Source organism: Nocardioides sp. (assembly GCF_050699375.1).
Classification (GTDB): Bacteria; Actinomycetota; Actinomycetes; order Propionibacteriales; family Nocardioidaceae; genus Nocardioides.
In genome coordinates this window covers 19363-30481 of the sequence record NZ_JBOHDN010000182.1, presented here as the reverse complement: position 1 = coordinate 30481, position 11119 = coordinate 19363, and the positions used below count along the sequence as shown (strand labels likewise).

Here is an 11119-nt window from a genome sequence, read left to right as displayed (position 1 = left end):
ATCCAATAGGGCGAGTAGTCCTACGAACGACGTGTTACATGTCGCTTCGGCGGCGTGGCGCTGCGGCTGCGTGCTCACCTTCAGGTCTCGGGGTCGTCGATCGGGATGAAGACCAGTTGGACGCAGTCGTTCACCGTGACCCGCTCGACGTGGACCCCGTAGACCCGGCGCAGCGTCTCGGGGGTGAGTACGTCCTCCGGCGCTCCGGTGGCCACGACCCGGCCGCGGTCGAGCAGCACGAGGCTCGTGCAGTAGCGGGCGGCGAGGTTGAGGTCGTGCAGGACGACGACGGAGGTGACCCCGAGCCGTCCGACCAGCCGCAGCAGCTCGTGCTGGTAGCGGATGTCGAGGTGGTTGGTCGGCTCGTCGAGGAGGAGATGGTCGGCCTGCTGGGCCAGCGTCCGGGCGACCAGCACGCGCTGCTTCTCCCCGCCGGAGAGCGTGGCGTAGCGACGGTCGGCGAGGTGCCGGGCACCGACGCGAGCCAGCGCGGCCGCCACCGCCCGGTGGTCGTTCCGGGTGAACGCGGCCAGTGCCCGGCGATGCGGGGTCCGGCCCAGCAGCACCATGTCCGCGACGGTGACGGGCAGGTCCGTCGGGGTCTCCTGGGCGACCACGGCGACATGCCGGGCGAGCTCGGGCCCGCGCAGGGACGTGACCGGCTGCTCGTCGATGGTGACGAGCCCCGCGCGAGGGCGCAGCGCTGCGTACAGGGTCCGTAGGAAGGTGGTCTTGCCGCTGCCGTTCGGACCGATCAGCCCGACCACGTCGCCTGGTGCGGCGTGCAGGTCGACCCCTTCGATCACCAGATTGGCGTCGTAGCCGACAGAGACGTCGGTCGCTGTGATCATGTCAGCGGCTCCTTGCGTGGTTGGGGGTCATTCGGTCGGGTTGAGCCGGCGTACGAGCAGGAACAGCAACGGTGCTCCGACCAGCGCCGTGACGATGCCCAGGGGAAGCTCCTGGGGCATGAGGGCCGTACGTGCGAGCACGTCGGCCCACACGAGGAAGATCGCGCCCAGCAGCGCCGCGACCGGGAGCAGCCGGCGGTGTGCGGTCCCGACGCACATCCGGGCGACGTGCGGGATGATCAGACCGACGAACCCGATGCCGCCCGACGCCGCGACCACCGCGCCCACGCAGAGCGCGATCGCCACCATGACCACCGCACGGAACCTGGTCGGCGAGATCCCGAACGTCTGCGCGGTGTTGTCGCCGATCGAGAGCGCGTCCAGGCGCCGGGCCCAGAAGAGCAGCAGCGCCAACGTGGCCAGCACCACCGCCCAGGTGACGAGCGCGGACTGGCCCGTCGCCAGCGTCAGCGACCCCAGCGTCCAGAACAGCACGGAGCGGCCGGCGTCGGGATCGTCGGAGGCGAAGATCAGGAACGAGGTGAGCGCGTGCAGCACGTAGCCGACCGAGACCCCGGCCAGCACGAGCCGGGTCGAGGTCATCTGCCCACCGACCCGGCCGAGCAGGTAGACCACCACGCCCGCCGCCAGCGCCCCTACGAACGCGCTGCCGGTGAGTGATGCCGACCCGATCCCGGCCCCGATCCCGAAGAGGATCGTCGCCGCGGCGAGGCTCGACGCGCCGGAGGTCACGCCCAGCAGATAGGGCTCGGCCAGGATGTTGCGCGTCAGAGCCTGCAGGCCGACCCCGGCGATCGCCAGGCCTGCACCCACCGCGGCACCCAGCAGGACGCGGGGCACCCGCAGGAGCCAGACGATGGACTCCTGAGCCGGAGTCCAAGTGATCTCCGCCGGGACGCCGAGCACATGGCGGCCCACGATCTGGGCCACGGTGTCCAATGGCACGTACGCCGGCCCGAGCCCCACCGCGGCGGGCACCGTGATGATCAGGCCCACGATGAGTCCGCCGACCCAGAGCGCGGTATGACGCCTCCGCCGGTCGTGATCGAGGTCGTCGTCCTCGACCAGCTGTTCCACCGGGTCCGCCAGTTCCACCTGGTCCACCGGGTCCACCGGGTCGATCGCGCGGTCGAGGGAGACCATTCCTGCCTCTCTTTCGTACGTCATCGGACGCGGGGTCGCAGGGTCAGCGCGGCGGCCAGGGAGACCAGGGTGAGCCCGCCGAGGACCACCGCGGCGCCGTGGTATCCGGCCACCGCCAGCCCGGCTCCCGCGGCCGCGGTGCCGAGGAAGAGTCCCAGGCTCATGCCGGCGGAGCTCAGGCTCAGAGCCGTTCCGCGCACGTCCGCGCAACGGCGTACGAGCAGGGTGACCACCGCGGCAGCGACCACCGCATGGCTGGCCGACAGCACCGCGGTGGCGGCCAGTGCCAGTGGCAGGGCGGGGGCCGCGTACACCCCGATCAGGGCGGCAAGTCCGGTCAGCAGGGAGAGGATCATCACCTGGTGGGCGCGGTCGTCGGAACCGTCGGCGTTCAGCAACCGGCCGGCGACGAGGTGGCCGACGAAGAACGATCCCCCGCTGAGACCCCAGACGAAGGCGAACGTGGTCGGTGCCAGGCCGAACCGGTCGTCGTAGAGGGGAGCCAGGAACGCCAGGTGACCCATGAACGCCCCGGCGCGCGCGAAGGCGACCAGGAGCAGGGAGATGGCACCAGGAACACCGGCGAGCGTGCGGAAAGCGGCTACGTAGCCGAGCCGCCGGGTCTGGTTCGCGGCGTGCTCCTCGCGGCCGTAGCGGAACAGCAGCGGAGCCAGGGCGAGGGCCAGCACGGCCACCGCGATCAGGTCGCCCCGCCAGCCCCACCACAGGGTCGGCAGCACGATCAACGGCGCACCCAGCGTGGACGCCAGGGTCTGGGAGGTCATCACCAGGGTCGCGGCGCGGCCCGATGCCGGTCCGGAGCCGAAGCGGTCCGCTGCCGCCGTCGACAGGGCCGGGTAGAGCAGCGCGTTCGAGACACCCGTCAGGAGACAGAACGCGATCAGGGCCGGCAGCCAGGAGAAGGTCCCGACGAAGGACGCCACGGCGAGCAGGATCAGCGCGAGCCCGGCCACCCGCCCCGGGGCGATCCGGCCGATCAGGGGAGCCAGGACGACGCCGACGACGACGGCGCCGATCCCGCCGAGACCGCGAAGCGATCCGACGGCGGCCTCGCCGTTCCCGGTCGCACCGGCGATCGAGACGAGGAACGTGCTGAAGACGGTGAACGGCAGCAGGCCGACGGCTGAGGCGAGCAGGGTCGGCCAGATCGCCGCGATGATCCGTCGCTCGGTGGGAAGGGCCTCGGTCGGGCTCACGTCGACGCTGCTCATCGTGCCGCCGGGATCGAGGCCGAGATCGAGGCGCAGATCAGGTCCAGGTCCGAACCGAAGTCGCTGACGGTGAAAGCCTCCGACAGGCGGTCACCTACGCGTGCCTTGGCCGACTTCTCGAGCTCCCCCTCGTACGTGGCCAGGAGCCCGTCGATGGTCGGGCACTCCACGTCGAGGTGCCGGGCCACGCCCTGGATGACCTTGGTGCGGTAGTAGTCCTCCTTCGGCATCCGCGGCACGTCCCACTCGCCGGCGCCGTTGCGGAAGACCGGCCGGATCGGGATGGCGGAGAAGTCGAAGTACCTCCCGTCGCCGTCGGGTTCTGAGAACGGGTCGATGAGCAGGGACGCGTAGCGCACGTAGACGAGATACTCCTGATGGATGGTTGGCAGCCCTTCGAAGGCGGCGATGTCGGCCGGGCTGATGCTTTCGGGACGTACGGGATAGCTGTCCTCGAGCATGAACGCCAGCAGATTGACGCCCGAGCCGCCCAGCGCGGTGACGATCGCGGTGAGCTCCCGCCACTGCGCGACCATGGTGCGGATCAACGACGGGGTGATCGGACCCTCGGGGAACAGCTTGTAGACGTACTTCGTGGGCTCCGGTTTCGTCGGCTCCGGCTCCATGAAGACCGCACCCAGGGTGACCTCGTTCATGAACAGGGGTGGGTGCACGTAGAGGGAGATGTTCCTGGACTCGGCCTCGACCGGCTGGCCGAGGAGCTCGACAGTCATCCCCACCGACTCGTGCAGGTCGCGCAGCAGGCCGAGGGCCGCCGAGGACCTCGTGGTCGAGCCGGCGTAGATGCGCCGTTTGACGCCCGCGGTGAGCGCGGATCCGCCCGGTGCGCCGCCCGGCCACCGGGTATCGCCCAGATAGCTGGAGAAGCTGATCACCTCCGGGTCGGCGCCCTGCTGCCGAGCGAGCTCACGGACGAGGGAGCTCGAGCCGAGGGTCGGGGACATCAGCACGATCCGGTCGATCTGCCGGAGCACTCGCCGGTCGAGCTGCTTCAGGATCGGGACGTACGCGTCCGCGGTGACGGTGAGGACCAGGGTGTCCCACTCGCCCTCGACGCTCTGGTAGCCGCGGAACCACTGCTCGACCTGGCATTCGCCGGCGAGCGCACGGTGCCGGTCGCTCTGGACGTCGATCCGTAGGGTGTCGCCGCTCTCTGAGAGTGCCGCGAAGAACGTCTCCGACCGCTCCGACTCCCGCCCGGCGATCCCGACCGGGCCCCCGAGCCGGCCGATGAGCACGGCCATCTGCACGGCGGTCGGGCCGGTCCCGGCGATGAGCACCTTTCCGAGGTCTTCCATCTGCTATCCGTCCTCTCGGTCGGGGCTTTGCTTGGCGTAGAGCGCGATATCGAAGACCTGGTCCGGGCGGCGGATCGTCTCGACCAGGCGCCACCGGTCGCGGTCGACGTCCCGCATCGGGTAGTTGAAGAGCGACTTCAGTCCGTCGCCGAACCGCATCGCCACGACGACGTCGTCGCGGGTGACGGCGTGCAGCCGGTGCAGGATGTCGTACTTCGTCTCGACCGTGGAGCTGATCACGATGTGGGTCGCGCCTGGGGTGAACCGAAGCTCCTCGGCCGGGAGGTCCTCCAGAGCGATGTCCAGATCGCCGCCCAGGTCGCTGCTGAGGTCGCTGCCCAGGAGCTCCACGACCCGGCGCCCGAGGGCGACGGCTTCGGGGTCGATGTCGACCCCGGCCGTGGCGGCCCCGGTACGCGCCGCGACGTTCAGCAGCGTCATCGGGAACGATCCCGATCCGACGAGCAGCACCCGCGAGTCCCGGGTCGGTCCGACCGCCCCGAACTCCTCCTCGATGCACGACTCGACGTTGGCGAAGTAGCCGACAGATCCGGCGCGACCCTCGAGCAGCCGCAGCGCACGGTACTTCTCCATCACCGCTGCGCACCGTGCCGACTGTGCGCGCAGGTCAGCGACGAGGGCGGCCGTGTCGCCGGGCATCGTCCGGCTGAGCTCGGCGAACGGCGCGACGTTGCGTTCGTCGGTCACGTACGTGGAGTAGTCGGCCATGACCATCTCGAGATCGGAGGCACGCTCGGTCGAGGCGTCGTACGCGTCCGCGGCCGCGGTGAACCGTCGCCGGTAGTCGCGCAGCGAGGCGAGCATGTCGTCGGCCTCCGGCGAGAGCGCCGGCGAGGGGACGGAGAAGATCTCAGACATGGACGTACGCCGTCCCCTCGGCCACGATGCGGACGTGTCCGCCGATGCGGAGCCCGGTCACCCCATCGCTCCCGTGATCGGCCTCGACCTGCATGCTGCCGCCGGGCTGGTGGACGCTCGTGCGTACCGGACCTCCGGACCTCGCGGACAGGTAGGCGCCGAGCGCGGCGGTTCCCGAGCCGCAGCTGCGCTCCCACACCATGCTGTTCAGGGAGGGCACGTTGATGAACGGGGCCAGGTCACCGCGGACGGGGTCGTAGAGCATGACGCCGACCACGGGCACGCCCTCGGTCGCTCCGAGATGGGCGGCCGTCTCTTGCGCGCGGTCCCTCACGACTTGGTCGTGCTCCGCACACTCGACGACGAGGTGGACCGCATCCGGATACCGGACCAGGGCCGAGCGGCCGGCCGGGACACCCGGGAACGGGTACGCCTCGACGCGGCTCGGCCGCGGCATCGTGAGACGGCAGTAGTAGCCGGAGTCCTGGTGCTCGACCTGGCAGGTCACCGCTGAGTCGGTGCCCGATGCGTCTACGACGATCTCGGTCCGGGCGCCGATGCCCAGGCCGAGCTGCCCGGCGCTCAGTGCGGCCAGTGCCATGCACGCGTTGCCACAGAACTCGTCTCCGGCCATGTGCAGGCGGACCTGCGCCCGGGGCGACGTCGGTGCCGTGACGAACCCGACCTGCTCGGCGTGCACATGTCCTGCAGAGAGGAGCTGGGTCGCGATGGACCGGTAGTCACCGACGGCATGCCGGCTCGTGACCAGCACGGTCATGTTCCGCGTCGGGCTCAGCTTCACGAAGTCGACCTCGGTGGTGTCTCGCGCCACCGCGTGGCGGGGCCTGCTCCGACCCGGGCCGACGGGCCGGTGCCTGTCGGGGCGACTGCGCCGATGGAGCTCTGCCGGCCGGCTCACGAGGCGGCCAGTCGGTCGGCGAGCAGCTCGAGTCCGTCGACGGCCAGCGGGCCGGGGGAGGCGTAGTAGTAGTTCAGAGGAAGCACCGCAGCCTTCTCGTCGACCGCCTCGAGGCCGGCCAGATCAGGCCGGCCGCGAAGCGCGTCGACCACGTCCTGGTCGGACTCCAGGCTCGACGATCCGGTGGGCAGGTACATCGCGAAGACCAGGTCTGGTGCGCTGTCGACCAGCTCCTCGGTCGACGGCTCGAAGTAGCGCTTGCCCACGTCGGCGAAGACGTTGTCCAGGCCCAGCAACGTCATCTGCTCCGAGACCAGCGACTGCCCGCCGTAGGAGCCGAGGGTGCCTTCGGTCGGCACGTACAGGGGCACCGCGGTACGGCGCGCCCCCTCCACCCGGTCCGCGACCGAGTCGACCCGGTCCTTCAGGTCCCGCACGCCGCGGGCTGCTGCCTGCTCGGTGCCGAACAGACGACCATAGGTCTCGACATCGTGGTAGATCAGGTCGAACCCGCTCATGCCACCCGTGGAACGACCGTCGATTCCGGCGCAGTAGCCGCTGACGGTCAGCATCTGCACCCCGGCCCGGTCCAGGCGCTCCGCGAGAGCGTCGATATCGACGCCCGAGGTGATGTCGGTGCCGATCACGGTGTCGACGCCCGAGCTGACGATCATCTCGAACGAGACGTCGTGGGAGTCCTCGGTGACCCGCTCGGCACCCTCGACCGTCTCCTTCGTCGCCCGGTCGAAGGGCACCTCCCGGCTACCGGCGTAGTGGGTGACCTTGTCGCCCGCTCCGGCGGCGGTCAGCAACGAGGGAGCCTCCGAACCGATCGCCATCACCCGCTGAGGTGGTGAGTCGAACTCGACCTCGCGACCGCAGCTGTCCACGGTGACCGGCTCCGAGCCGCCGGCGGCGCCGCTGCTGGAGTCGGCTGGAGCGCCGCAACCAGTGGTCACCACGATCAACAGTGCGGGTAAGGCAGCGCTCCAGGGGCTGAGACTTCGCATCGGTCGGTCACTCCGTTTCTCCTCGGCGCTCGAACCCTCGTTCAGCGCTGACTGTGCGAGCGGGCGTGGGGTCACTCCGCTCGGTGCCTGGTCGAGGAGGTGTCTCCAGCGAGCAAGCCGGCCAGACGTTAATGAGAATCATTCCCAATGTCAACTGGAATGGGTGTGGGATCCGACTGGCGCCCGGCCCCAGCGACGGGCGGGGCATCTCGGCTAGAGTGCTCGCAACGGACACGAGGAAGCCGGTGGAACTCCGGCACAGTCGCGCTACTGTGACATCGCTTCGCGGCGGTGGAGTCAGACCCGAATGTCCGTCCAACCCAACGAACAGGGACGCAGATATCCCTGAGGAGGACATATGTCGCAGCACGCTGTGGCGCCCGTCGCCGGCGCCGCCATGCCGATCAACCCCGTGCCCACCATCTCGCTCCGTGAGCTGGCCCCCTGGGCGCTCTTCTTCGGACTGCTCGGGCTCCTGGTGATCTTCTTCATCAGTGCCGACCAGGGTGCGATCTCGATCCCGTCGGGCACGCTCGTCCACGAGTGGGTCCACGACGGTCGTCACCTCCTCGGCTACCCCTGCCACTGATGAGCCCGCGTGCATTTCTCGTACGCGGCCTGCTAGCTGGACTCCTCGCCGGCGTCGTCACCTTCCTGGTGGCGTACGCCGTCGGTGAGCCGCAGGTCGGCGCTGCCATCGCGCTGGAGGAGTCGGCCGGCGCCGACGGGCACTCGCACTCGCACGGCGAGGGTGGCGAGGAAGCCCCTGAGGTCTCCCGCGCCAACCAGAGCACCTGGGGGCTGCTGACCGGGACGCTGGCGATCGGCGTCGCGCTCGGCGGAATCCTCGCTCTGGTCGCCGCCGCTGCGCTCGGACGGATGGGGCGGCTCCCACCGGGGCAGTCGACCGCGCTGGTCACGTTGATCGGGTTCGTCGCCTTCGCGCTGGTGCCGTTCCTCAAATACCCAGCCACCCCGCCCGCCGTCGGCAGCGGAGACACCATCGGGCTGCGTACGTCGGTCTACTTCGGCTACCTGCTCGTCTCCGTCGTCGCGGCCGCGCTCGCCACCTATGGCGCGGTGCGGCTGCGGGAACGGGTCGGGACCTACGGGGTCGTCGTCGGTGGGGCTCTCGCCTATCTGGCGGTGGTGGTCGTCGCGGGTCGGCTCTTCGTCACCGTCAACGAGGTCGGCGACTTCCCAGCGGACACCCTGTGGTCCTTCCGGCTCGCGTCGCTGATCACGCTCGCCACGATGTGGGGAGTGCTCGGGGTCGCGCTCACCGGGCTGGTCGGTCGGCTGTACGCCCAGGAGCAGGCCGTCGCCGAGCGCAAGGCGCTCGCGGCCAGCTTGTGAGGTTCTTCGGAGGTCTCGACAAGCTCGAGCATCGGGCTTGGCGGAACGCCAACGGCTTCCGGACTCAGCCGTGCTCGGTCCAGCAGGCCAGGACGCTGGTGGCCACGGCGTAGGCGATCTCGGCGCGGGTCATGTCCTTCTGCACGCCCAGCTTCCCGGTCAGGTCGCTGGCGTCGACCTCGAGGGTCTTTCCGTCCTTGACGAAGGCGACCGTGCCGTCGGCCGTCTCGTAGGCCGGCAGGCCGAGGCTGTAGACGCCCCTGATCGGTTCGGCGTCGGCGTGGGAGGCCTGCATCGTGCGGAAGTGCTGCTGGCCGTCGGGCACGTCGGTCGCGTCGTGCACCGAGAGAACCAGGGGCCCGGCATCCAGATCGAATGTGCACGTGAACTCTGGCTTCTTCCACGACGACATCGGCTCGGCCGGGGTGGCGAGGCCCATGATCCGGGTGACGTCGTCGACCACCTGACCGGTGCAGACCATGCGTGCGGCCTGGGAGGGTCCGACGGCCTGGCCGGGTTCGTCCTCGTCCTCCTCGCCGTGCGAGTGGCTGTCGTCGTGCACGTGGGTTGGGCCCTTCATCACGGTGCCGTCGGGCATCGTGTGCTTCTCCGAGGGCCGTTGTGCGTTCGAGTCGCCGGTCGAGGCGCACCCTCCGAGCAGGAACAGGGCGGCGACGAGCGCCGTCCATGGGCGGAGCTTGACCTTCATCGAAATCCTCCCGGGCTCATCGATGTCGCGCGGTTCGGCGTCTCTCACCAGTCTTTCGCAGCAGCCCTTTGTGCGGATTGGACCAATCCGCTGCCGCTGCCAGCCCGAAGCCCGTGGAGGAGGCGTTCGTCTCAAGAACCCCGACGGGTGCGATCGCCACACACGGGAAGAAGTGAAGTCTCATGAGTAAGCCGATGAAGATGCTGGTGCCGCTGGCAGCAGCCGCGGTGGCGGTCGTGATGGCACCGACCGCAGCATTCGCAGACGACGCCAACGGGACCTACCAGACGACTCTCGACCCGCTGAACGGGTCGTCGGGCTCCGGCATGGCCACGATCAGCGTCGAGGGTGACCAGGCTCAGGTGGACCTCAGCTGGAGCGGTCTGCCCGAGACGTTCATGGACGCGCCCTACCCGCACGTCCAGCACATCCACATCGGAGCCCGGGGCGAGTGCCCGACGAAGGACGCCGACGCCAACGGCGACGGCATCGTCGACACCGTCGAGGGCCAGCCGGCGTACGGCGAGATCGGTACCACGCTGTCGACGAAGGGCGACACCAGCGCCAAGGCCGGCACGAACATCAAGATCGCACCCGGCGGCAGCAGCGTCGACTACAGCCGCACGATCAAGCTCGACCAGGCCACCCAGGACTCTCTCGCGGACGGCACGGGCGTGATCGTCGTGCACGGTCTCGACCCGGCCACGCTCACCGAGGAGGCCGCCAAGGCCAAGAGCAACCTGGTGCCCGAGCTCCCGCTCGCCGCCACGTCGCCGGCTCTGTGCGGTTCCCTCTCGAGCATGCCCGGTGGTGGCGTCGACACCGGCAGCGGCTCGACGGCAGGTGTCGAGAACCTCGGCCTGATCGCCGCGGGTGGCGGACTGCTCGCCGCCGCAGCGGTTGTGGGCGTGGCCTCGCGCCGTCGCCGTACCGCCGAGATCGGCCGCTGACGCCGCGCGATCGCGCGACGCAACTACGATGACCGAGGGTCGCACCGCGCACGGCGGACACAGGGGAAGGCTTGCACTGCTCGCCCTGGTGGCCGCCGTCGCCGGCGCGATCCTCGTCGTCGTGGCGGTCGTGTCGCAGGATCCCGCACCCCCCTCCCTCGACGAGCCCGTCGGCACGCTCGAGAGCTCGCCGCCGGCCTCCTCGAACGGGCCCCCACAGGTGAGGCCGGCTAAGGAGGTGCCGTTGGGGCCGTCGAAGCCGGTGTCGATCTCGATCCCGGCGATCGGCGTACGCTCCTCGGTCTTCCCCCTCGGCAAGACCGACGACGGCCGCCTCGCCGTCCCGCAGCCAGGGCCGAACCTCGACAAGGCGGCCTGGTTCGAGAACTCCCCCACCCCGGGCCAACCCGGTCCCTCGATCATCGAGGGGCACGTGGCGACCGAGGAGCGCGGCCCGTCGATCTTCTTCGACCTCGCCGAGCTCCGGCCGGGGGACACCATCTCGGTACGGCGCGCGGACGGCCGGACCGCGGTCTTCACCGTCGACGCACTGCGCGAGTTCCCCAAGGACGAGTTCCCGACGAAGCTGATCTACGGCGGTGACCTGGGCGAGCCCACGCTCCGGCTGATCACCTGCAGCAACTTCGACCCGTCGGTGGGCTCGCACACCGGCAACCTGATCGCATTCTCCCGACTGACCAGCGTCGTCGAGAGCTGAAGGTCCTCCCGC

At 69.9% G+C, this 11119-nt stretch carries 12 protein-coding genes; 4 read left to right on the top strand and 8 right to left on the bottom strand.

The features are described from left to right. Positions 1-80: 80 nt before the first annotated feature. The 7 genes from ACRDPS_RS13635 to ACRDPS_RS13605 all read right to left on the bottom strand — a co-directional run bounded on the left by ACRDPS_RS13635 (position 81) and on the right by ACRDPS_RS13605 (position 7323). A complete protein-coding gene (locus tag ACRDPS_RS13635) occupies positions 81-851 on the bottom strand; it encodes an ABC transporter ATP-binding protein (protein ID WP_431502185.1) in 771 nt (256 codons plus the stop codon). Between the two features lie 27 nt (positions 852-878). Next, entirely contained in the window at positions 879-2039 is a 1161-nt protein-coding gene (locus ACRDPS_RS13630) for a FecCD family ABC transporter permease (RefSeq protein WP_431502184.1), read from the bottom strand. After that, complete coding sequence (locus tag ACRDPS_RS13625) at positions 2036-3247, bottom strand: MFS transporter (RefSeq protein ID WP_431502183.1); 1212 nt, start codon at positions 3245-3247, stop codon at positions 2036-2038. The genes ACRDPS_RS13630 and ACRDPS_RS13625 overlap by 4 nt, the downstream gene beginning before the upstream one ends. Continuing rightward, positions 3244-4566, bottom strand: coding sequence for an opine metallophore biosynthesis dehydrogenase (locus tag ACRDPS_RS13620; RefSeq protein WP_431502182.1), 1323 nt, complete (start codon positions 4564-4566; stop codon positions 3244-3246). The genes ACRDPS_RS13625 and ACRDPS_RS13620 overlap by 4 nt, the downstream gene beginning before the upstream one ends. Positions 4567-4569: 3 nt before the next feature. Further along, entirely contained in the window at positions 4570-5445 is an 876-nt protein-coding gene (locus ACRDPS_RS13615; protein WP_431502181.1) for a hypothetical protein, read from the bottom strand. Then, on the bottom strand, positions 5438-6277 hold the full coding sequence (locus ACRDPS_RS13610; RefSeq protein ID WP_431502180.1) for a hypothetical protein: 840 nt from the start codon (positions 6275-6277) through the stop codon (positions 5438-5440). Before ACRDPS_RS13610 ends, ACRDPS_RS13615 begins: the two co-directional genes overlap by 8 nt. Positions 6278-6360: 83 nt before the next feature. Next, positions 6361-7323, bottom strand: coding sequence for an ABC transporter substrate-binding protein (locus ACRDPS_RS13605; protein ID WP_431502179.1), 963 nt, complete (start codon positions 7321-7323; stop codon positions 6361-6363). Between the two features lie 409 nt (positions 7324-7732). On the opposite strand from ACRDPS_RS13605, the gene ACRDPS_RS13600 reads away from it, so the two are divergent. Continuing rightward, positions 7733-7963, top strand: a complete 231-nt coding sequence (locus tag ACRDPS_RS13600) for a CbtB domain-containing protein (RefSeq protein WP_431502178.1) — start codon at positions 7733-7735, stop codon at positions 7961-7963. Beyond that, positions 7963-8730 carry a CbtA family protein gene (locus ACRDPS_RS13595; protein WP_431502177.1) on the top strand — a complete coding sequence of 256 codons (768 nt, stop codon included), beginning with the start codon at positions 7963-7965 and terminating at the stop codon, positions 8728-8730. Before ACRDPS_RS13600 ends, ACRDPS_RS13595 begins: the two co-directional genes overlap by 1 nt. A 64-nt stretch (positions 8731-8794) precedes the next feature. Here the strand turns inward: ACRDPS_RS13595 and ACRDPS_RS13590 are convergent, their stop codons facing one another. Further along, positions 8795-9439, bottom strand: a complete 645-nt coding sequence (locus ACRDPS_RS13590; RefSeq protein ID WP_431502176.1) for a hypothetical protein — start codon at positions 9437-9439, stop codon at positions 8795-8797. A gap of 182 nt (positions 9440-9621) precedes the next feature. Here ACRDPS_RS13590 and ACRDPS_RS13585 point away from each other — a divergent pair, with 182 nt between their 5' ends. Both ACRDPS_RS13585 and ACRDPS_RS13580 read left to right on the top strand, forming a co-directional pair. After that, positions 9622-10389, top strand: coding sequence for a hypothetical protein (locus ACRDPS_RS13585; protein WP_431502175.1), 768 nt, complete (start codon positions 9622-9624; stop codon positions 10387-10389). A gap of 28 nt (positions 10390-10417) precedes the next feature. Beyond that, entirely contained in the window at positions 10418-11107 is a 690-nt protein-coding gene (locus ACRDPS_RS13580; RefSeq protein ID WP_431502174.1) for a class F sortase, read from the top strand. Positions 11108-11119 lie beyond the last annotated feature (12 nt).

Coding starts and splice junctions, on each gene's coding strand:
- ACRDPS_RS13600 (WP_431502178.1), top strand. CDS start 7,733: ATGTCGCAGCACGCTGTGGCGCCCGTCGCCGGCGCCGCCATGCCGATC.
- ACRDPS_RS13625 (WP_431502183.1), bottom strand. CDS start 3,247: ATGAGCAGCGTCGACGTGAGCCCGACCGAGGCCCTTCCCACCGAGCGA.
- ACRDPS_RS13585 (WP_431502175.1), top strand. CDS start 9,622: ATGAGTAAGCCGATGAAGATGCTGGTGCCGCTGGCAGCAGCCGCGGTG.
- ACRDPS_RS13630 (WP_431502184.1), bottom strand. CDS start 2,039: ATGACGTACGAAAGAGAGGCAGGAATGGTCTCCCTCGACCGCGCGATC.
- ACRDPS_RS13635 (WP_431502185.1), bottom strand. CDS start 851: ATGATCACAGCGACCGACGTCTCTGTCGGCTACGACGCCAATCTGGTG.
- ACRDPS_RS13580 (WP_431502174.1), top strand. CDS start 10,418: ATGACCGAGGGTCGCACCGCGCACGGCGGACACAGGGGAAGGCTTGCA.
- ACRDPS_RS13615 (WP_431502181.1), bottom strand. CDS start 5,445: ATGTCTGAGATCTTCTCCGTCCCCTCGCCGGCGCTCTCGCCGGAGGCC.
- ACRDPS_RS13620 (WP_431502182.1), bottom strand. CDS start 4,566: ATGGAAGACCTCGGAAAGGTGCTCATCGCCGGGACCGGCCCGACCGCC.
- ACRDPS_RS13595 (WP_431502177.1), top strand. CDS start 7,963: ATGAGCCCGCGTGCATTTCTCGTACGCGGCCTGCTAGCTGGACTCCTC.
- ACRDPS_RS13590 (WP_431502176.1), bottom strand. CDS start 9,439: ATGAAGGTCAAGCTCCGCCCATGGACGGCGCTCGTCGCCGCCCTGTTC.